Below are 21,226 nucleotides of genomic sequence, written 5' to 3' on the forward strand. Positions count from 1 at the left end.
GGCTCTGGAACCTCTATCCCACACAGTTGTTGCGTGGTTATGCCGCACCCCCGGTGCTATGATCCGGTCGATGCGCCGCAAAGAGTACAAACTCCTGGCGCTTTGTCGGGCCGCCCGTGATCGGCCTTGCGACCACCGCAAACTGACCTGATTAGGAGAATGATCATGGCTTTCGAATTGCCGCCGCTGCCTTACGCCCACGATGCCCTGCAGCCGCACATTTCCAAGGAAACCCTGGAATACCACCACGACAAGCACCACAACACCTACGTCGTGAACCTGAACAACCTGGTGCCTGGCACCGAGTTCGAAGGCAAGACCCTGGAAGAAATCGTCAAGTCTTCCTCGGGCGGTATCTTCAACAACGCCGCTCAAGTGTGGAACCACACCTTCTACTGGAACTGCCTGGCGCCAAACGCCGGCGGTCAACCAACCGGCGCACTGGCTGAAGCGATCAATGCAGCCTTCGGTTCGTTCGACAAGTTCAAGGAAGAGTTCAGCAAGACTTCCATCGGCACCTTCGGTTCCGGTTGGGGCTGGCTGGTGAAAAAGGCTGACGGTTCCCTGGCCCTGGCCAGCACCATCGGCGCCGGCAACCCGCTGACCAACGGCGACACCCCGCTGCTGACCTGCGACGTCTGGGAACACGCTTACTACATCGACTACCGCAACGTTCGTCCGAAGTATGTCGAAGCGTTCTGGAACCTGGTCAACTGGAAATTCGTGGCTGAGCAGTTCGAAGGCAAGACCTTCACCGCTTAAGATCGACGCCAGTCGAAAAACCCGGCTTTGGCCGGGTTTTTTTATGGGCCCCAGTCAGCAAGGTGTGTTGGATCTTGATCTTCGGTGAGAGCGAGACTGGGGTCGTCCTACACATCGGGAAAAATGAAACCCGCCCGGAGCCCCTTGATCCATCGCCATAGCCGGCTAACATCAACCTGAAGGAAAATAAGCTCACCTGCCCCCTCAAGTTGAAGGACTCGACGACCGACACACTACCCATCAGCGCAAATACTCCAGGCAACAGCATTTCGGCCAAGGCCACAGGCAAATAGCCCTGTGTTCGATTGTCCCTTTGACTGCCATCACCGGATTGCCAATACTCATGGCAACTTGATGCTACCTGCACGGAACAAGGAATGACTCTTTGAAGCTGGAACTCAAGAACAGCTTGTCGGTGAAGTTGCTCCGGGTCGTGCTCCTGTCGGCATTGATCGTCGGCGTGGTCTTGAGCTGCGCACAGATTGTTTTCGATGCCTATAAAACACACCAGGCCGTGGCCAGTGATGCCCAGCGCATCCTCGACATGTTTCGCGATCCCTCGACCCAGGCCGTCTACAGCCTGGACCGGGAAATGGGCATGCAGGTTATCGAAGGCCTGTTTCAGGATGATGCCGTGCGCCAGGCGTCCATCGGCCACCCCAATGAAGCCATGCTCGCGCAAAAGTCCCGTGATCTGCAGGTCTCCAGCAGCCGCTGGCTGACGGACCTTATCCTGGGCAAGGAGCGCACGTTCACCACCCAACTGGTCGGTCGTGGCCCCTACAGCGAGTACTACGGCGACCTGAGCATCACCCTCGACACCGCCACCTACGGGCAGGGGTTCATCGTCAGCTCGGTGATCATCTTCATTTCCGGCGTGCTGCGTGCCTTGGCCATGGGCCTGGTCCTGTACCTGGTCTATCACTGGCTGCTGACCAAGCCACTGTCGCGCATCATCGAGCACCTGACCGAAATCAACCCGGACCGTCCCAGCGAGCACAAGATCCCGCAGCTCAAGGGCCACGAAAAAAACGAACTGGGGATCTGGATCAACACCGCCAACCAGTTGCTCGAATCCATCGAGCGCAACACGCACCTGCGCCACGAGGCGGAAAACAGCCTGCTGCGCATGGCCCAGTACGATTTCCTCACCGGGTTGCCGAATCGCCAGCAATTGCAGACGCAACTGGACAAGATCCTGGTCGACGCCGGCAAACTGCAACGCCGGGTCGCGGTGTTGTGTGTGGGCCTGGATGACTTCAAGGGCATCAACGAACAGTTCAGCTATCAGACCGGCGACCAACTGCTGCTGGCCCTCGCCGACCGTCTGCGTGCCCACAGCGGTCGTCTCGGCGCCCTGGCCCGCCTCGGCGGCGACCAGTTCGCACTGGTCCAGGCCGATATCGAACAACCCTACGAAGCGGCGGAGCTGGCACAGAGCATTCTCGATGACCTGGAAGCGGCATTTGCCCTCGATCATCAAGAGATCCGCCTGCGCGCCACCATCGGTATCACCCTGTTCCCGGAGGACGGTGACAGCACCGAAAAACTGCTGCAAAAGGCCGAGCAGACCATGACCCTGGCCAAGACCCGCTCGCGCAACCGTTATCAGTTCTACATCGCCAGCGTCGACACCGAGATGCGTCGCCGTCGCGAGCTGGAAAAAGACTTGCGCGATGCCCTGGCCCGGGATCAGTTCTACCTGGTCTACCAACCCCAGATCAGCTACCGCGATCATCGCGTGGTGGGCATCGAGGCGTTGATCCGCTGGCAACATCCCGAACACGGACTGGTGCCGCCCGACCTGTTCATTCCGCTGGCCGAGCAGAACGGCACCATCATCGCCATCGGCGAGTGGGTGCTGGATCAGGCGTGCAAACAGCTGCGCGACTGGCACGACCAGGGCTTCACCGAACTGCGCATGGCGGTGAACCTGTCGACCGTGCAACTGCACCACGCCGAATTGCCGCGAGTGGTCAACAACCTGCTGCAGATGTACCGCCTGCCGCCGCGCAGCCTGGAACTGGAAGTCACCGAAACCGGCCTGATGGAAGACATCAGCACCGCGGCCCAGCACCTGCTGAGCCTGCGTCGCTCCGGCGCGCTGATCGCCATTGACGACTTCGGCACCGGTTACTCCTCGCTGAGTTACCTCAAAAGCCTGCCGCTGGACAAGATCAAGATCGACAAGAGCTTCGTTCAGGACCTGCTCGATGACGACGACGACGCGACCATCGTTCGCGCCATCATCCAGCTGGGCAAGAGCCTGGGCATGCAGGTGATTGCCGAAGGTGTGGAAACCGCCGAGCAGGAGGCCTACATCATTTCCGAAGGCTGTCACGAAGGTCAGGGCTACTTCTACAGCAAACCCCTGCCGGCACGGGAGCTGGGCGCCTACATGAAGCAGGCGCAGCGCAGCAATGCGTTGATTCTGTGATTAACCGATTCTGGCGCTATGACTGACCTCGCTGCGGTTGCATCCTGTAGGAGCGAGCATGCTCGCGATGGACGTTAACGATAACGCGGGCATTCAGTATGCCTGCGTTGTCTGGACCTCCATCGCGAGCATGCTCGCTCCTACAGGGACCGCGTGACCCCTGTTGGTTAATGCGAAATATTTCCAGCTGCAGCCCTTTACACATAATGCGAAAGATTTGCATTATGTGGCAGTTTTGCGCGCCTGGCGCGCCAATCCACCCCTATCGAAGCAGGATGTTCGCCATGATTCGTATGCCTCTGGCTACCGCCAGTCTGTTGGCCATCGCCATTTCCCTCGCCGGTTGCGGCGAAGGTAAAGACAAGGAAAAAGCGGCCGCACCTGCGCCGGCTGCCAGCACCGCTGCTGCCCCGGCTGCTCCAGCCGCCGCACCTGCCGCCGCCGGCAAAGTCGATGAAGCGGCCGCCAAGGCCGTTGTCACGCATTACGCCGACATCGTCTACGCAGTCTACAGCGATGCCGAATCCACCGCGAAAACCCTGCAAACCGCCGTCGACGCGTTCCTCGCCAAGCCGAACGCCGACACCCTGAAAGCCGCCAAGGCTGCCTGGGTCGCCGCGCGCGTACCTTACCTGCAGAGCGAAGCCTTCCGCTTCGGCAACACCATCATCGACGACTGGGAAGGTCAGGTGAACGCCTGGCCATTGGACGAAGGCCTGATCGACTACGTCGACAAATCCTACGAGCACGCCCTGGGCAACCCTGGCGCCACGGCCAACATCATCGCCAACACCGAGATCCAGGTCGGCGAAGACAAGATCGACGTCAAGGAGATCACTCCGGAAAAACTCGCCAGCCTCAACGAGCTGGGCGGTTCCGAAGCCAACGTCGCCACCGGCTACCACGCCATCGAATTCCTGCTCTGGGGCCAGGACCTGAACGGCACCGGCCCTGGCGCCGGCAACCGTCCGGCGTCGGACTACCTGGAAGGCACCGGCGCCACCGGCGGCCACAACGACCGTCGTCGCGCTTACCTCAAGGCCGTGACCCAACTGCTGGTCAGCGACCTGGAAGAAATGGTCGGTAACTGGAAGCCGAACGTGGCCGACAACTATCGCGCCGTCCTGGAAGCCGAACCGGCCGAAGCCGGCCTGCGCAAAATGCTGTTCGGCATGGGCAGCCTGTCCCTGGGCGAACTGGCGGGCGAGCGCATGAAGGTGTCCCTGGAAGCCAACTCGCCGGAAGACGAACACGATTGCTTCAGCGACAACACCCATTACTCGCAGTTCTACGATGCCAAGGGCATCCGCAACGTGTACCTGGGCGAATACACCCGCGTCGACGGCACCAAGATGACCGGCGCCAGCCTGTCGTCCCTGGTGGCCAAGGCCGATCCGGCCGCCGACACCGCGCTGAAAGCCGACCTGGAAGCCACTGAAGCGAAGATGCAGGTCATCGTCGATCACGCCCTCAAGGGTGAGCACTACGACCAGTTGATCGCCGCCGGCAACACCGCTGGCAACCAGGTCGTGCGCGACGCCATCGCCTCCCTGGTCAAGCAGACCGGTTCGATCGAAGCGGCCGCTGGCAAACTGGGCATCACCGACCTGAACCCGGACAACGCCGACCACGAGTTCTGATCGATTCCGCTCAGCAACGCCTCCTGAAAAAGCCCCGAATGTTCGGGGCTTTTTTATCCTGCCTGCCCCGCCTCAAGTGCGGATGATGAAGATCTCCACCGCCGCGCCGGCGACGGGCAGACGAACACCCCCTACCAGCGCCACAAGATCCCCACGAGCCTGGGCCTGAGTCACCAGGTTGCGGCTCACCGTGTCCATCAGATTGAGCTGCGGCACCGCGTGCGCGCTGCCATCGACCACGTCGCCGAGCACCCGGCGCAATGACAGCCAATACACCCGCGAATGCCCGGGCCAGCGGAACAACAGTTCAGAGCCCAGACGATAACCGGCAATCATCTGGTATCCGCTGCCGACCAGCCGTTGGCTCAACAACAGTCGCAAGGACTCTTCGGTGGCGGAGCGCATCACCGCGTGCAGCAGGCTTTCCGCCCCGACGGACTTGAGTTCCAGGCGGTTGAAGGCAGCGCTTGGGTCGCGCAGCAGCCACTGCCCGGCGGCGTTTCTCGGCGTGACCGGCAGCATCACCAACGGATCACCCGGCATCGTGGGCGCCGACGATCGCCTGCTCCAGGCCTTCAACGTGCGCCAAACGCTGGCGATACCCGACGCGGTCAGGCCGTTGGGGTTCGCCTGGTCGAACAGCGCCTGGGCAATGTGTTGCTGACTGGCCGGGCCGAACGTGGCAAACAAGTCCCCCACGTAGCGGCTGATGGTCTTCTCGAACAGCAGGCTGGACGAATTGATCCAGCGTTGATCGGCTGCGGCAAAAAAAACCGATCGCGGCTGGTTGTGCATATCCGTCCAGATCATGTGCTCGAACTGCGCGAAGCTGTTGATGTCGAGCCGGTCGTCGAACATGAACGCCAGATGCGGTGTCGCGTTCTCTCCCGATGGCAGGATCGGGTAATAGCGCTCGTCGATCTTGATGTAGTCGCGTCCCACCCGCCCCGGATCGCCACCGGTGCGCCGGTAGATGCCGAACTCGGTGTTGTGCAGATTCAGATCCGACGCCTCGATCCGTTGCCCCCAGTCGAGAAACCGTTCACCGGGCGCACGGCCAGGAACCGATGGCAATGGCGAGGCCGCACGCGGCTGGCTCGGACCTGCCCTCGGCACAGCCGGTGCGGACGGCTCGACAGCCACCCCGCCCCCGGAAAAACCGCTGGGCGTGCCATGTCCCGACAACCGCATGCGCAGGAGCGAGTCGCTGACCCGCAGGTAACGATTGAACGAATCCAGCGCCAGGCCTGAACCCAGGTGCTGGACAAAACTGAGCCCCAACTCGATCTCCCGGCCTCGCGGAAAGGCGAATGACTCGAACACATGGCGGGCTTGCGCTTCACTGAGGAAGGGACACAGGTCCCGCAGCGCCTCCTGGGGCGAAACCCCGCCCAGCCCCGGCGCGTCGGGGTGGGTGCCGGTCTCCCATTGTCCCTTGGATGTGCGGCGGATCGGCGCGTAATGCATCTGCAAGGGTTTGCGCGCATCCCGGATTCGCCACGCCTCTTCGAAACCCTCGTCAATGATCGAATACCAGTGTTTGCGGTCATTGAGGAAGTACTGCCGGGCGTTACCCTCTTTCGAGCGCTTGCTGTAGATGCCCTTGCCTTCCCAGCCGCCGAGCTCGACCACGCCCTGCGGTTTTTCCCTCAGGGCCATTTGCGGATTCAGGCTTCGACCACTCGCATCGGCTGTGGCGACACCCGCGCCCGTGCCGCGCAGAATCGATGCCGCCATCACCCCATCGATCAACACCCCGGTAAATTCCGCCAGGGCCCGGACAATATGGTGCGCCGCGCCGGCACGGTCGCCGATCTGCGCCGCGTCCACAGCGTTGAACACCGAGATCAGGCTCCTGGCGATGCCGACGGGCAGCGTGACATGCACCGGCAGCACCATGCTCAACACATCGGCCACGGTGGTGGCGATGAGCAGCCCGGTCTCGACATTGGTCTGGTGCGTGGTCGTGACCTGGGCCGCTGCATCGTTGATCGCGAAATTCGCTTCGACCTCGTACGCGTCTTCGAAGAGGTTGCCGGCGATACCGGTCATGTTGACCGTCGAGACATCGCCGCGGCCCTTGAGGGTCGCCAGTACCTGAGCTTGGTAGGCCCGATCCACGCGCCCTGCCAGATAGTCGCGCCAGGAACTGTTGTGCACGAAGTCGACCATCAGGCGCTCCTTGCGATACTCATGAAACACCCGACCGCCCGGGGCTCCCGGGGTGTAAACCACGACCGAACCAACCCCGGCGGACGCCGTGGCGAACAACAGCACACCGCGCACCCGTTGGCCGCGCAGCTGCAGGTACTGAACGACGACCCGATGACCTTCCACGGTTTGGCGCTGGTCGTTGTCCACCGGCGCATCGAGAACCACCTGCACCCAATGGAAGCCGCGCGCCAGGCGGTCGGGGAGAAAATCGCCGTTGATTCTGGCCTCGATGGCATCCAGTCGCAGTTGCCGCTCGATCAAGCCGGCGAACGACTGCTTGCGGGCAAGCGCCGCCGGCGAGCTGACCAGGCTCGACTTGAGAAAATCCTGATAGGCCTGACCGACGTTGGTGCTGCGGATCAGGTCCTTGACTTGCTGGAGGGTCAAATCGTTGTAGGCCGTCGCCGCTTCTGTTGTGGGCGTTCTGGAGGCGCCGGCCTTTTCCGGCGGCTCCACTTCGGCGGTTTTCAGACTCAGGCGGGTGTAACGGGTGAAGTTGTGATCAATGCCGGAGAGGTTATCCAGCGCCAGCTCCGTCAATGTCCGCTGTCGATGCTTGAAGCGAAAATCACCCGGATTGCGGATGGAGGTGCCGGGGGCCCCGGCGGGGATTGAGTTGATCGGCAGTTCGGGCTCGCGGGTGTGCACCACGATATCGTCCGGGTTCACGGTCAAGCCATACTGTGTTTCAAGCGCCGCGCGCAACTGCCGGTTGCTGTAGACCAGCAGCTCGCGCCGGTCACTGAACTGCGCCAGGGACGGCAGGCCTTCATACTCCGGCAGGCTGGCCAGGGACTCGGTGTAGCTTTTGAAAGCGGCGGCCCAGGCTTGTTGATCTGCGCGGCTCGCACCTTGCAGAAACGCGCTCAGGCGGGCCTTGCATTGTTTCCTGAGTCGCGCTTGCAAAATCGGCTGGATCTCGAAGGCACGGCACGGGTCAGCCACGCGGTCGATGGCGTCCGGCAGGTTCGCCATGTCCGCGTGCACGCCTTGCTTGACGTAGCGGGCGAAGGTCGATTCCAGGTTCTCAAGGACCCTCTGGCATTGCGATTCGATGCTGTAATCGAAGGGCGAATCCAGGCGCTCGAGGTATTTCACCCCATCCTGCTCGGGCGCCTGCTGCTGGAGGGCCAGCACCCTTGCCCGGTCCTTGTCAGCCACCAGGGCCAGCAGCGCGGCGAACTCGATGGCGTGGCTCAGGCGTCGATGCAGCTCGCGGTCGAGACGGGTCAGGGAGTCGAAGGCTTCCAGGCCGTTGTTCGGGGTAAACAGCAATACGGTGCCGACGTCGGCGTCGCGCTCCAGGGGCCGAACTTGCGGTGCGGTGACCTCGCTTTCCCATTGCACCCGGGCATGTTGCGGGTCTCGCGCGGTCAGGATGAAGGCGCCGTGCAGGGTGATTTCGCCGGGCGCCGCGTCGCTCAGGGCAACGGCATACACGCAGGGGCGAGCATCCTCCAGGGTCTGCCGGGACTGTGCATCCGGATGGCGCAGGACCGTTTCGAACAGGGCCACGGCACTGGCGCCGAGCAAACCGTCGAGCTTGAGCAGGGCCACTTCGGTTTTCAGTTGATCGATACGCGTCGCCACCAGCCACTGCCGGTACGTGCGCGCATCGGTCGGGCCGCAGGGCTGCGCCCAGTAACGCTGCACGTAGCGATTGAATTGCGCAGGCAATCCGAGCGCCAACCGGTCGAGAAAGGCATCGAACGCCTGCGGTTGGAGCGCGGTGTAAGGCAGCGCTTGGCCACCCGTGTCGGAGGCGCGTTCGAAGCGCACCTTGCGCGAGGCGTAGTTTGAAGCCTGCCCGCTGACGATCCGCCGCACCACCGCGTCCATCAGGCTCGGTGGCAGGGGCTGCGGGCCGGCGTCCCTGTTGGCGCAAGCGTTGGCCGGCGTATCGCCGCAGGACTCGGCCTGCGGCGGCTCATCACTGTTGATAAAGTTGCGCAACAGGTCGGGAGCAGGTGTCAGGCCGGGGAAGTGTTTGGCGAAAGCCTCGCCGACGAACGCGTGGAAATGGGGCCTGGCGGCCAACCGCTCGGCGATCTGCACGTCCAGCGCGGACAGGCGTTCCTGCAAGGTCGTCTGGGCAGGGCTGACGCGGGCGGACGCCAGGGCGGTCCGCGCTGAGGTTTGAACTTCATGCTGCATGGCGCAAAACTCCGGGAAAAGATCACCGGCATCCTGCCCGCGCGCCATTGACCGGGTGCGGTATATATCTATCCCTTGTCCATCCCTTGCGCAGGGTCAAGCAAACGATAATTCCTCTTATTCAATCCGCCCTGCCCTGTTAGACTTTGCGCCCTTGTTTTGCTCGTCTTGCAGGATGTCTGATGCCTTCGCTGCTTCTTCGCGTGTCCGCACTGTTTCTGGCCCTGGGCCTGAGTGCCTGCGATGACGCCCCGCGTTTTACCCAAGCCGAACCGGGTGAAGCCCGCTCCGGTGGCAGCACGACCGTGCGCAAGACCGACCAGAACGCGTTCTCCCTGCCCTCCGCCAACCTGCCGCCGTCCAGGCGCGTGGACTTCAGCGTCGGCAACAGTTTCTTCCGCAACCCCTGGGTGATCGCCCCGTCGACCACCACCGCGCGGGACGGCCTTGGCCCCTTGTTCAACACCAATGCCTGCCAGAACTGCCACATCAAGGACGGTCGCGGCCATCCACCCGCGCCCGATGCCAGCAACGCAGTGTCGATGCTGGTACGCCTGTCGATACCCGATGCGCCGGGCTACGCGAAAGTCATCGAACGCCTCGGCGTGGTCCCGGAACCGGTCTACGGCGGGCAATTCCAGGACATGGCCATCCCCGGCGTCGTCCCGGAAGGCAAGGTGCGGGTTGACTACACACCCGTGACGGTGCGCTTCAAGGACGGCACCGAGGTGGAGTTGCGCCAACCCAGTCTGAACATCACCCAGCTGGGCTATGGCCCGATGCATCCCGACACGCGTTTTTCCGCGCGGGTCGCGCCGCCGATGATCGGCCTGGGCCTGCTCGAAGCCATCCCCGAGGAAGCGATCCTGGCCAATGCCAGGGCACAGGCAAAAGACAACAACGGCATCGCCGGCCGGCCGAACCAGGTCTGGGATGATGCCGAGCAGAAAACCGTCCTCGGTCGATTTGGCTGGAAGGCCGGGCAACCGAATCTCAATCAACAGAACGTTCACGCGTTTTCCGGTGATATGGGCCTCACGACCCGTCTCAGGCCCTTCGATGACTGCACCGACGCGCAGACCGCCTGCAAGCAGGCGCCCAATGGCAATGGCCAGGATGGCGAACCGGAAGTCAGCGACAACATTCTGCGCCTGGTGCTGTTCTACAGCCGCAACCTCGCCGTACCGGCCCGTCGTGACGTCGGCGCGCCTGAAGTGCTGGCGGGTAAGAACCTGTTTTTCCAGGCCGGTTGCCAGTCCTGCCACACGCCCCAATACACCACCGCCGCCAACGCCGCCGAACCTGAACTGGCCAATCAAGTGATTCGCCCCTACAGCGATCTGCTGCTGCACGACATGGGCGACGGCTTGGCCGACAACCGCAGCGAATTCAAGGCCGGTGGCCGCGACTGGCGCACCCCGCCGTTGTGGGGCATCGGCCTGACGCAGGCAGTCAGCGGCCATACCCAGTTCCTGCATGACGGCCGCGCCCGCAACCTGCTCGAAGCCGTGCTCTGGCATGGCGGCGAAGCGCAGGCGGCGCAGCAACAGGTTTTATCTTTCAATGCCGAGCAGCGCGCTGCGTTGCTGGCTTTTTTGAATTCCCTTTAACACGCATCGAATCAGCGGGAGCCTTACATGTTCCGTCCCAAGCTACTGTTCACAAGCCTTGCCGCCCTCGCCCTCGGCGCCTGTTCGCCTCAGGACCCGCAGGCCGTCACCTCGGCGGCCATCGCCAAGTCGGTGATCCTGCCGACCTACACCCGCTGGGTCGAGGCTGACCGGCAGTTGGCCGTCAGCGCACTCGCCTATTGCCAGGGCAAGGAAAACCTCGACACCGCCCGCGCCGATTTCCTCCACGCGCAAAAAGCCTGGGCGGAACTGCAACCGCTGCTGATCGGTCCGCTGGCCGAGGGCAATCGCGCCTGGCAAGTGCAGTTCTGGCCGGACAAGAAAAACCTCGTCGGTCGCCAGGTCGAACAACTGGTCAGCGCCCAGCCGCAGATCGATGCCGCGGCCCTCGCCAAGTCCAGCGTGGTGGTTCAAGGCCTGTCCGCCTACGAATACATCCTGTTCGACAGCAAGCCGGATGTGGCCAACGCCGAGCAGAAAGCCCGCTACTGCCCGCTGCTGATCGCCATCGGCGAACGGCAGAAACAACTGGCTGAAGAGATCCTCAAAGGCTGGAACAACACCGACGGCATGCTCGCGCAGATGAGCAAGTTTCCGAACCAGCGCTACGCCGATTCCCACGAAGCTATCGCCGACCTGCTGCGCGTGCAGGTCACCGCGCTCGACAGCCTGAAGAAGAAACTCGGCACACCGATGGGCCGCCAGACCAAGGGCGTGCCGCAACCCTTCCAGGCCGATGCCTGGCGCAGCCAGTCGTCCCTGACGGGCCTTGAAGCCAGCCTCGCCGCCGCCAAAACCGTGTGGGAAGGCGTGGACAACAAAGGCCTGCGCGGCCTGTTGCCAAGCGAGCAGAAACCCCTGGCCGACAAGATCGACGCCGCTTACGCTGCGTCCCTGAAACTGTTCGCCAGCAACCAGCGCTCGCTGACCGAAATGCTCGGCGACGACGCCGGCCGCCAGCAACTCAACGACCTCTACGACAGCCTCAACGTCGTCCATCGCCTGCACGAAGGCGAACTGGCCAAGGCGCTGGGCATCCAACTGGGCTTCAACGCCAACGACGGTGACTGATGAGGGCAAGTGCCATGCTGCGCAGACAGGCTCTGACGTTAGGTAGTTTGCTGCTGGGCGCAGTGACGCTGGGCGGCTGGAAGCTGTTCAGGCAAAAGGACCAGAGCCCGCTGCTGCTCTCGGCGCGGGACGATGGCGATGGCAAGCATTACGCCGTCGGCTATCGGCTGGACGGCACCCGGGTGTTCGCCACCCAGGTCGGCCAGCGCTGCCACGACATCATCAATCACCCGACGCTGCCGATTGCCCTGTTCGTCGCCCGCCGGCCCGGCACCGAGAGCTACCTGATCGACCTGCGCGACGGCGCGCTGTTGCAGACCGTGGCCTCGCAGCCAAACCGGCATTTCTACGGCCACGCCGTGATCCACCACAGCGGTGACTGGCTCTACGCCACCGAGAACGACACCTCCGATCCGGGGCGCGGCCTGCTCGGCGTGTACAAGTTCGAAGGTGAGCGCCTGGTGCACAGCGGCGAGATGTCGACCCATGGCATCGGGCCGCATCAGGTCTCCTGGCTGCCCGATGGCGAAACCCTGGTGGTGGCCAACGGTGGTATTCGCACCGAGGCCGAAAGCCGGGTCGAGATGAACCTCGATGCCATGGAGCCGAGCCTGGTACTGATGCAACGCGATGGCACCCTGCTGAGCAAGGAAACCCTCGCGCAACAGATGAACAGCGTGCGCCATCTGGGCATTGCCAGCGACGGCACCATCGTCGCCGGCCAGCAGTTCATGGGCCCGTCTCACGAATCGTCGGAGCTGTTGGCCATCAAGCGTCCCGGCCAGCCGTTCGTGGCGTTCCCGGTGCCCGAGCATCAATTGCAGGCCATGGGGCATTACACCGCCAGCGTCGCGGTGCACAGTGACCTGCGCCTGGTGGCGTTGACGGCACCCCGGGGCAACCGCTTTTTCATCTGGGACCTGGACAGCGGTGAGGTGCGCCTGGATGCGCCGTTGCCCGATTGTGCCGGGGTGGGTGCGGTGGCCGATGGGTTTGTGGTGACGTCAGGCCAGGGCCGATGCCGTTACTACGATTGTCGCCAGGCAGACCTCGTTGCGAAACCGCTGGAGTTGCCGGCGGGGCTTTGGGATAACCATTTGCATCTGGTCTGAAGACGCCGTTTTGCGGTCACTGGAATAGCCTTCGCACAGGGAGTAATGTGCCGGACTGTCTCACCTGATTTTCTCCAAGGAAATGGAAATATGCTGCGTCGCCGCATGCTGATCATGTTGGGTATCGTTCTGTTGGTCGTGCTGGTCCTGGCCGGTTACAAGGCCTTCTCCATCTATACGATGATCCAGACCTTCTCCGCGCCGAAACCGCCGATCAGTGTCGCGGTGGCTGTGGCTGTCGAGCAACCGTGGCAGGCACGACTGCCCACGGTTGGCACGCTCAAGGCGTTGCAGGGCGTGGACCTGAGCCTGGAAACCGACGGCACGGTCATCGATCTGCAGTTCGAGTCGGGGCAGAAGGTCAAGGCCGGTCAGCCGCTTCTGCGACTCGACAGCAAGGTCGAGTCGGCACTGCTCGAAACGGCCGAGGCCGATCTCGGGCTGGCCCAACTCGATTATGGTCGCGGCAGCCAATTGGTCGGCAGCCAGGCCATTTCCAAAGGCGAGTTCGACCGACTGTCGGCGGTGCAGAAGAAGAGCAAGGCCACGGTCAACCAGCTCAAGGCAGCCCTCGGCAAAAAGAGTATCGCCGCGCCCTTCACCGGGACCATCGGCATTCGCCAGGTCGACATCGGCGACTACCTCGCCAGCGGCACCGTGATTGCCACCTTGCAAGACCTAAGCAGTCTCTACGTCGACTTCTTCGTACCCGAACAATCAGTGCCGAAAATCGGTGTCGGTCAACCGGTCGAGATCATAGTCGCCGCCTACCCGGCCCAGACCTTCCCCGGCACCATCAGCGCGATCAACCCCAAGGTGGAAAACAGCACGCGCAACGTTCAGGTTCGCGCCACCCTCGCCAACCCCGACGGCAAGCTGTTGCCGGGGATGTTCGCCAACCTGCAGGTGATGCTGCCCGACCCGCAACCGCGCGTGGTGGTGCCGGAAAGCGCGATCACCTACACGCTGTACGGCAACTCGCTGTACGTCGTTGCGCAGAAAAAGTCCGAAGACGGCCAGGTGGAAAAAAACGACAAGGGCGAGCCGATCCTCATTGCCGAACGTCGCTTCATCGAAACCGGCGAACGCCGCGACGGCGTGGTGATGATCACCAAGGGAGTGCAAACCGGCGAAAAAGTGGTGACGGCCGGCCAGATCAAACTGGACAACGGCGCGCACATTGCCATCAGCGACGACAAGAACTCAGGCGAGAAGAACAGCCCGCCGCGTGTGGACTGATCAAGGAATTCCCATGGCTTTTACCGACCCGTTCATCCGCCGCCCGGTGCTCGCCTCCGTGGTCAGCCTGCTGATCGTACTGCTGGGTTTCCAGGCCTGGAGCAAGCTGCCGCTGCGCCAGTACCCGCAAATGGAAAACGCTCTGATCACGGTGACCACCGCGTACCCCGGCGCCAACGCCGAAACCATCCAGGGCTATATCACCCAACCGATGCAACAAAGCCTTGCGAGCGCCGAGGGCATCGACTACATGACGTCGGTCAGTCGCCAGAACTTCTCGATCATCTCGATCTATGCGCGCATCGGCTCCAACAGCGACCGTTTGTTCACCGAGCTGCTGGCCAAGGCCAACGAGGTGAAAAACCAGTTGCCCCAGGACGCCGAGGACCCGGTGCTGAGCAAGGAAGCGGCCGACGCTTCGGCGCTGATGTACATCAGTTTCTTCAGCAAGGAGCTGAGCAACCCGCAGATCACCGATTACCTGTCGCGGGTGATCCAGCCCAAACTCGCCACGCTGCCGGGCATGGCCGAGGCCGAGATCCTTGGCAACCAGGTATTCGCCATGCGCCTGTGGCTGGACCCGGTCAAGCTCGCCGGGTTCGGCCTGAGCGCCAGCGACGTGACCAATGCGGTGCGTCAGTACAACTTCCTCTCCGCCGCCGGCGAAGTGAAAGGCGAGTACGTGGTCACCAGCATCAATGCGAACACCGAGCTCAAGTCCGCCGAGGCCTTCGCGGCGATCCCGCTCAAGGTCGAGGGTGACAGCCGCGTGCTGCTCAGCGATGTGGCGCGGGTGGAAATGGGCGCGGAGAACTACGACAGCATCAGCTCCTTCGGTGGCACGCCGTCGGTGTACATCGGCATCAAGGCCACGCCCGGGGCCAATCCGCTGGACGTGATCAAAGAGGTGCGCAAGATCATGCCGGACCTTGAGGCGCAGCTACCGCCGAACCTCAAGGGCGAGATCGCCTACGACGCCACGCTGTTCATCCAGGCCTCGATCGACGAAGTGGTCAAGACTCTGTTCGAAGCGGTGCTGATCGTGATCGTCGTCGTATTCCTGTTCCTCGGTGCGCTGCGTTCGGTGGTGATTCCGGTGGTGACGATCCCGCTGTCGATGATTGGCGTGATGTTCTTCATGCAGATGATGGGCTATTCGATCAACCTGCTGACCCTGCTGGCCATGGTGCTGGCCATCGGCCTGGTGGTGGACGATGCCATCGTGGTGGTGGAGAACATCCACCGGCATATCGAAGAAGGCAAGACGCCGCTGGATGCCGCCCTCGAGGGTGCCCGGGAAATCGCCATGCCGGTGGTCTCGATGACCATCACCCTGGCGGCGGTCTATGCGCCCATCGGCTTCCTCACTGGCCTCACCGGCGCGCTGTTCAAGGAATTTGCCCTGACCCTGGCGGGGGCGGTGGTGATCTCCGGCATCGTCGCGCTGACCCTGTCACCGATGATGTGCGCCGTGCTGCTGCGCCACGACGAAAACCCCTCGGGCCTGGCCCACCGCCTGGACCGGATTTTCGACAACCTCAAGCGCCGCTACCAGCGCATGCTGCATGGCACGCTGAACACCCGCCCGGTGGTGCTGGTGTTTGCGGCCATCGTGCTGTGTCTGATTCCGGTGCTGATCACCTTCACCAAGTCGGAGCTGGCGCCAGACGAGGACCAGGGCATCATCTTCATGCTGGCCAACGCTCCGCAGCCAACCAACCTCGACTACCTGAACACCTACACCAACGAATTCATCGACATCTTCAAGGCGTTTCCCGAGTACTACTCCTCGTTCCAGATCAACGGCTTCAACGGCGTGCAATCGGGGGTGGGTGGTTTCCTGCTCAAGCCCTGGAACGAGCGCGACCGTACCCAGATGGAAATTCTGCCCGAGGTCCAGGGCAAGCTCGAGGGCATCGCCGGCCTGCAGGTGTTCGGCTTCAACCTGCCGTCGCTGCCGGGCACCGGCGAAGGGCTGCCGTTTCAATTCGTGATCAATACCGCCAACGATTACGAGTCGTTGCTGCAAGTGATGGACCGGGTGAAGAAGCGGGCGATGGAGTCCGGCAAGTTTGCCTTCGTCGATGTTGACCTGGCATTCGACAAGCCCGAAGTGGTGGTCGATATCGACCGCGCCAAGGCCGCGCAGATGGGCGTGTCCATGCAGGACCTTGGCGGGACACTGGCGACGCTGCTGGGCGAAGCGGAAATCAACCGTTTCACCATCGAAGGCCGCAGCTACAAGGTCATCGCGCAGGTCGAACGGCCCTTCCGCGACAACCCGGACTGGCTGAACAACTACTACGTGAAGAACACAAAGGGTGAACTGCTGGCCCTGTCTACCCTGATCACCGTCACCGACCGCGCCCGACCGCGGCAGTTGAACCAGTTCCAGCAACTCAATTCGGCGATCCTCTCCGGGGTTCCGCTGGTGAGCATGGGCGAAGCGCTCGAAGCCGTGCGCCAGATAGCCCGGGAAGAAGCGCCGGCGGGCTTTGCCGTCGACTACGCCGGGGCCTCGCGACAGTACATTCAGGAAGGCAGTGCGCTGTGGGTGACGTTTGCCCTGGCCCTGGCGATCATTTTCCTGGTGCTGGCGGCGCAGTTCGAAAGTTTCCGCGATCCGCTGGTAATCCTGGTCACGGTGCCGCTGTCGATCTGCGGCGCGCTGCTCCCGTTGTTCCTGGGTTGGTCGAGCATGAACATCTACACCCAGGTCGGCCTGGTGACGCTGATCGGCTTGATCAGCAAGCACGGGATTCTGATCGTCGAATTCGCCAACCAGTTGCGCAAGGACAAGGGCCTGACACCCCGCGAGGCCGTCGAGGAAGCCGCGTCCATCCGCCTGCGTCCGGTGTTGATGACCACGGCGGCGATGGTGTTCGGCATGGTGCCGCTGATCCTTGCCACGGGCGCCGGTGCCGTCAGCCGATTCGACATCGGCACGGTGATCGCCACGGGGATGTCGATCGGCACGCTGTTCACGCTGTTCGTGTTGCCGTGCGTGTATACGTTGCTGGCCAAACCGGATAAGAACCTTGGGCGCTGATCCTGAACATGGCTCGCTCCCACCCTATCTTGCGCACATGAAAAAGGCCTCGCACTGGCGAGGCCTTTTTGGGGGCTCAATCGGGTCAACTTTGCGGCCTCAGTCCTTGAGAAAGTCCGAACATGAAAAGCAGCAGATCATGATCGGGCTGGGTGGCTACCGATGCCTTGGCGATGCGCGGCATCGGGCATCGGGCGTCCCCGTTTGCGGAACCGAGGAACTGCGTGCGCGGCTGTTCCCAAGCCGCCACTGCGAGTGAAGCAACTGCCAAGGCTCCTACCAGGAACACACCTCGTGCAATTTCTAGTTTCATCGCTATAAACCTTTGATAGCGCTGCCAAACGCCGTCTCATAAAAGTAGACGAGTTTTTCCCACTCAGGCGCACTGAACGACGAATGGCGGCGCAGTTGCTTCAGATCGTGGGAGGCGGCCTGATAAGCGGTCATTCGCCGTCGGCACTTCTCAAGATCGATCACCGCCGATTCGACCTGCGCCGCCTCGCCTTCACCGGTGACCCGAACAAAAACATGTTTCATGTAGAGGCAACTGTGCTGCCACCGCCCGTTGTGCATGAGCACCAGGTTCTCGGCCACTGCCTTGAGCACTCGGTCGTGCACCGCCTGACCGTGACGCTCACGCCCACCACCGGCGTACCAATGGGCGATTTCCTCGAACCCATCCAGAGATTGGGTGACCAGCAATGCGCGCCACTGATGGGCGGGATCGCGTTGTGCGCCGCAGAAGACGATTTCCGGCGCTCGCACGCCCAGCTTGCGTACGCCGATCAAGGCATCCCGCTCACGCAGGACCGTCGGCCGACCGAAAGGGTGCAGCCAGCTGCGATAGATATGCCCGGTCTGGCGCTTGGCATAAAGCAACTGACCATCGGTCGTCCTGATACGCTGTACGCCGCTTTCACCGCCACGACGGACATTGGGTTCTTCGACCCATTCGCCGCGTTGGTTCCAGTAGAAATCAAAGCGATCCTCAGAAGCGACGTCCGCTCCTACTGCACACTGCACTGCCATTGTGTTACCTCTTGCGTAATACGTAGACCCGCCACATGGCATAGAACGGTAGAAAGTCCAATCGTTCCTGGATACGAAAACCCGCCTGCTCAAATTCTTGTTCGACCGTAGCCGCCGGTAACACAAATCGATTTTGGTAACCTTCCTGCTCACGCTTAAGCTCGGAACGCTTGCGCTTCCACGCCTTGAAATTACCGTCGACCCAAAGAGACAGAATCACGCTGTCCCGGCTGACACGCTCGAATTCACGGAAAATAGCCAGTCGATGCTCGGCCTCACCGATGTGGTGCAATAAGCGCATGCAAAAAATGCTGTCGACGGCGTTATCAGGCAAGTCGATGTCGAACGCAGAAGTGTGCAAGGGTCGTACCCGTTTCACCACTTCGGCGGGTTGCCCCTCCAGCGCGGTCTTGATCATCGACTCGGAATTGTCCGCCCCGATGATCACGCGATTGGGTTTTTCTGCCAGCAAGGGCCAGAAACGCCCGGCGCCACAGGGTAAATCAAGGACCAGGCCGGGTTCACCGACCAGGGTCAATGCCTTGCGCGCCATCTGCTCGTCTCGCCAATGAGACAAGCGACGGCCCAGACCGTCCTGATGCTTGCGCAAATATTTCTGTGCGTGTGAATCGTCGTACTTTTCGGAAAAATCGAGCTTTATCGGGTCGGCCATCACCAGGCACTCCTGAACGTCTGATGCCACTACGTTAGGGAGCGGCGTGTCAGCGACAGGTCATGCCTTTGTGAAAAAAATGTCATGTAAAACCCTTTAATATTTCAAGGTTTTACAGGGTGACAGTGATGGCTGGGGGCCACAATTTTCAGTGGGTGATGCCCAGCTCTACCTGAAAACGGCAACCTTGGGGCTCCATCTGGGTCAGGCTGACGCTCCAGCCCTGGTTTTCGCAGATCCGCTGGACCAGCGACAGGCCCAGACCAAGGCCATCTCCGCGTTTTTCATTGCCTCGCACGAACGGCTCGAACATCGCTTCGCGTTTCTCTTCGGGAATCCCTACTCCACTGTCCTCGACCCGAAACCCTGTCGCCGTCAGGGTCAGGCGGATAAAACCCTGCTCGGTGTAATGCAGTGCGTTGCGCAGCAGGTTACCCATTACCGCCTGCAGCAGGGTGGCGTTGTAGCGGGTGTCCGAGGGATGACCAGGCTCGAAGATCAGCGACAGGCCCTTGGCCTCGATCGGCCCACGCCAGAGGTTGAGCAGCCCGTCAGCGACCTGGGTCAGCGACTGTTGCTGGGCGATACCGGCATCTTCGCGCTGCGCCCGGGCCAGCATCAGGAACGTTTGCACCAGCTCACGCATTTCTTCGCAGGCCCGGGCGATGCGCTGCACCTGTGCCCGTCCGCGCTGGTCAATGCCGGGGTTCTCCAGCAGCAGCTCACAGGAACTGGCCAGCACCATCAGCGGGGTGCGCAATTCATGGCTGACGTCGCTGGTAAACAGGCGCTCCCGGGTCAATGCCTGGCGCAAACGGCCAAGCGTGGCGTCGAAGGCCACCGCCAACTCGCCCACTTCATCGGCGGCGTAGTCCGGCGCCAATGGCGGTGCAAGGCCCAACAACTGGTCACGGTGACGGACCTGTCGCGCCAGCCGCACCACGGGCGCCATCACCTTGCGCGCCAGAATCCAGCCGAGAAACACCGCCAACGCCAGACTGAGCACGAAACCGACCAGCACGACGGCGAACAACACGCGCTCGCGCTCCTCGAAGTCGCTCTGGTCCTGCAGCAGTACATAGCGCCGGCCATCGACGACTTCGACCATGGCGTGATACGACAGCTGCTCGCGGAACACTTCGTGAAACCCCGGATCGAGGTGCCGCAGGTCCTTGGGCAACTCGAAGTCGCCCGGCCCGCCGCTGAAATAGAACAGCTGGTCCGGCTCGGGGCGATGGCTCCAGTCCGAGACGCTGTCCATCAGCAACAACCGTTGCAAATCACCGCCCAGTCCGGCGGAAATCAGTTTCTCTTCCACCAGGTGCACGGTTGCAACAATGCCCATGGCGAAAGCCCCGGCGACCAGCGCGCTCATCAGCGCAAAGGCGATGATGATCCGTTGGGCAAGGCTTTGCTTAAACTCCATCACGACCCTCGGCCAAGCGGTAACCCACACCATGCACGGTGTGCAGCAACGGTTTGGCGAACGGCTTGTCGATCACCTGACGCAATTGGTGGACGTGGCTGCGCAGGCTGTCGCTGTCCGGGCAATCATCGCCCCACAGGGCTTCTTCAAGAATTTCCCGGCGCAGGACGTGGGGGCTTTTCTGCATCAGCACGGCCAGCAACTTGAGGCCCACCGGGTTGAGCTTCAACAGACGACCTTCGCGGCTGACCTCCAGTGTGTCGAGGTCATAGCTGAGCCCGCCGACCTCCAGTGTGCGCCGACCGCCGCCCTGCGCCCGGCGCATCACCGCTTCGATACGCGCGGCCAGCTCCGACAGGGCAAACGGCTTGATCAGGTAATCATCGGCCCCCGACTTGAAGCCTTGCAGGCGGTCGTCCAGTTGATCCCGGGCGGTCAGCATGATCACCGGCGTGTCGCGGCGGGCATCTTCACGCAGGCGCTTGCACAGGGTGTAGCCATCGATGCCGGGCAACATGATGTCGAGCACGATCAAGTCGTAATGCTCGGTCGCTGCCAGATCCAGCCCTGACAGACCGTCCTGCGCGCAATCCACGGTATAGCCTTTTAGCCCCAGGTAATCGGCCAAGTTGGCCAGAATGTCGCGGTTGTCTTCAACCAATAGAATTCGCATGGGCACCTTCTCCGTACACAGTAACGGCCGTCTTGACCCGCGCAGCTTAAGGCCAAGTGTGGCTCAGGGCTAGGACCACGTGCAGCGCAAAAGCCCCCTTTTCAAGCCTTTTGACG

The 21,226-nt window shown here is 62.1% G+C and carries 14 protein-coding genes; 8 read left to right on the forward strand and 6 right to left on the reverse strand.

Annotated features, from left to right (window positions below; all coding sequences use genetic code 11):
- The first annotated feature begins 165 nt into the window (after positions 1-165).
- From QIW53_RS05700 to QIW53_RS05710, 3 genes are all read left to right on the forward strand, one after another.
- The gene (locus tag QIW53_RS05700; RefSeq protein ID WP_065949384.1) at positions 166-762 is read left to right on the forward strand and encodes a superoxide dismutase; all 597 of its coding nucleotides are present in this window, start codon (positions 166-168) and stop codon (positions 760-762) included.
- A gap of 385 nt (positions 763-1,147) precedes the next feature.
- Entirely contained in the window at positions 1,148-3,199 is a 2,052-nt protein-coding gene (locus tag QIW53_RS05705; RefSeq protein ID WP_371048663.1) for a putative bifunctional diguanylate cyclase/phosphodiesterase, read from the forward strand.
- Positions 3,200-3,483: 284 nt separating this feature from the next.
- Positions 3,484-4,839, forward strand: a complete 1,356-nt coding sequence (locus QIW53_RS05710; protein ID WP_371048664.1) for an imelysin family protein — start codon at positions 3,484-3,486, stop codon at positions 4,837-4,839.
- Between the two features lie 72 nt (positions 4,840-4,911).
- Here the strand turns inward: QIW53_RS05710 and QIW53_RS05715 are convergent, their stop codons facing one another.
- The gene (locus QIW53_RS05715) at positions 4,912-9,207 is read right to left on the reverse strand and encodes a dermonecrotic toxin domain-containing protein (protein ID WP_371048665.1); all 4,296 of its coding nucleotides are present in this window, start codon (positions 9,205-9,207) and stop codon (positions 4,912-4,914) included.
- A 182-nt stretch (positions 9,208-9,389) separates the two neighbouring features.
- Between QIW53_RS05715 and QIW53_RS05720 the strand changes: the two genes are divergently transcribed.
- The 5 genes from QIW53_RS05720 (at position 9,390) to QIW53_RS05740 (ending at position 17,309) form a co-directional block, all read left to right on the forward strand.
- Complete coding sequence (locus QIW53_RS05720; RefSeq protein ID WP_371048666.1) at positions 9,390-10,817, forward strand: di-heme oxidoreductase family protein; 1,428 nt, start codon at positions 9,390-9,392, stop codon at positions 10,815-10,817.
- Positions 10,818-10,844: 27 nt separating this feature from the next.
- Positions 10,845-11,909 carry an imelysin family protein gene (locus QIW53_RS05725; protein WP_371048667.1) on the forward strand — a complete coding sequence of 355 codons (1,065 nt, stop codon included), beginning with the start codon at positions 10,845-10,847 and terminating at the stop codon, positions 11,907-11,909.
- 14 nt (positions 11,910-11,923) lie between these two features.
- Positions 11,924-13,021, forward strand: coding sequence for a DUF1513 domain-containing protein (locus tag QIW53_RS05730; protein WP_371048668.1), 1,098 nt, complete (start codon positions 11,924-11,926; stop codon positions 13,019-13,021).
- Between the two features lie 90 nt (positions 13,022-13,111).
- Positions 13,112-14,260: an efflux RND transporter periplasmic adaptor subunit gene (locus tag QIW53_RS05735; RefSeq protein WP_371048669.1), complete on the forward strand. Its 1,149-nt coding sequence runs from the start codon at positions 13,112-13,114 to the stop codon at positions 14,258-14,260.
- A 13-nt stretch (positions 14,261-14,273) separates the two neighbouring features.
- On the forward strand, positions 14,274-17,309 hold the full coding sequence (locus tag QIW53_RS05740; RefSeq protein ID WP_371048670.1) for a multidrug efflux RND transporter permease subunit: 3,036 nt from the start codon (positions 14,274-14,276) through the stop codon (positions 17,307-17,309).
- 85 nt (positions 17,310-17,394) lie between these two features.
- On the opposite strand, the gene QIW53_RS05745 is transcribed toward QIW53_RS05740, so the two are convergent.
- The 5 genes from QIW53_RS05745 to colR form a co-directional block, all read right to left on the reverse strand.
- Positions 17,395-17,622 carry a hypothetical protein gene (locus QIW53_RS05745; RefSeq protein WP_371048671.1) on the reverse strand — a complete coding sequence of 76 codons (228 nt, stop codon included), beginning with the start codon at positions 17,620-17,622 and terminating at the stop codon, positions 17,395-17,397.
- Positions 17,623-17,624: 2 nt separating this feature from the next.
- A complete protein-coding gene (locus QIW53_RS05750; RefSeq protein WP_371048672.1) occupies positions 17,625-18,338 on the reverse strand; it encodes a lipopolysaccharide kinase InaA family protein in 714 nt (237 codons plus the stop codon).
- Positions 18,339-18,342: 4 nt separating this feature from the next.
- Positions 18,343-19,011 (reverse strand): class I SAM-dependent methyltransferase, encoded by a 669-nt coding sequence (locus tag QIW53_RS05755; protein WP_371048673.1) that lies wholly within the window; start codon positions 19,009-19,011, stop codon positions 18,343-18,345.
- Positions 19,012-19,159: 148 nt separating this feature from the next.
- Complete coding sequence (locus QIW53_RS05760) at positions 19,160-20,437, reverse strand: sensor histidine kinase (protein WP_371048674.1); 1,278 nt, start codon at positions 20,435-20,437, stop codon at positions 19,160-19,162.
- On the reverse strand, positions 20,427-21,110 hold the full coding sequence (gene colR, locus QIW53_RS05765) for a two-component system response regulator ColR (protein ID WP_371048675.1): 684 nt from the start codon (positions 21,108-21,110) through the stop codon (positions 20,427-20,429). The genes QIW53_RS05760 and colR overlap by 11 nt, the downstream gene beginning before the upstream one ends.
- Between the last annotated feature and the right edge of the window lie 116 nt (positions 21,111-21,226).

The sequence above is a fragment of the Pseudomonas fluorescens genome, from assembly GCF_041354075.1.
GTDB classification, from domain to species: Bacteria; Pseudomonadota; Gammaproteobacteria; order Pseudomonadales; family Pseudomonadaceae; genus Aquipseudomonas; species Aquipseudomonas fluorescens_CE.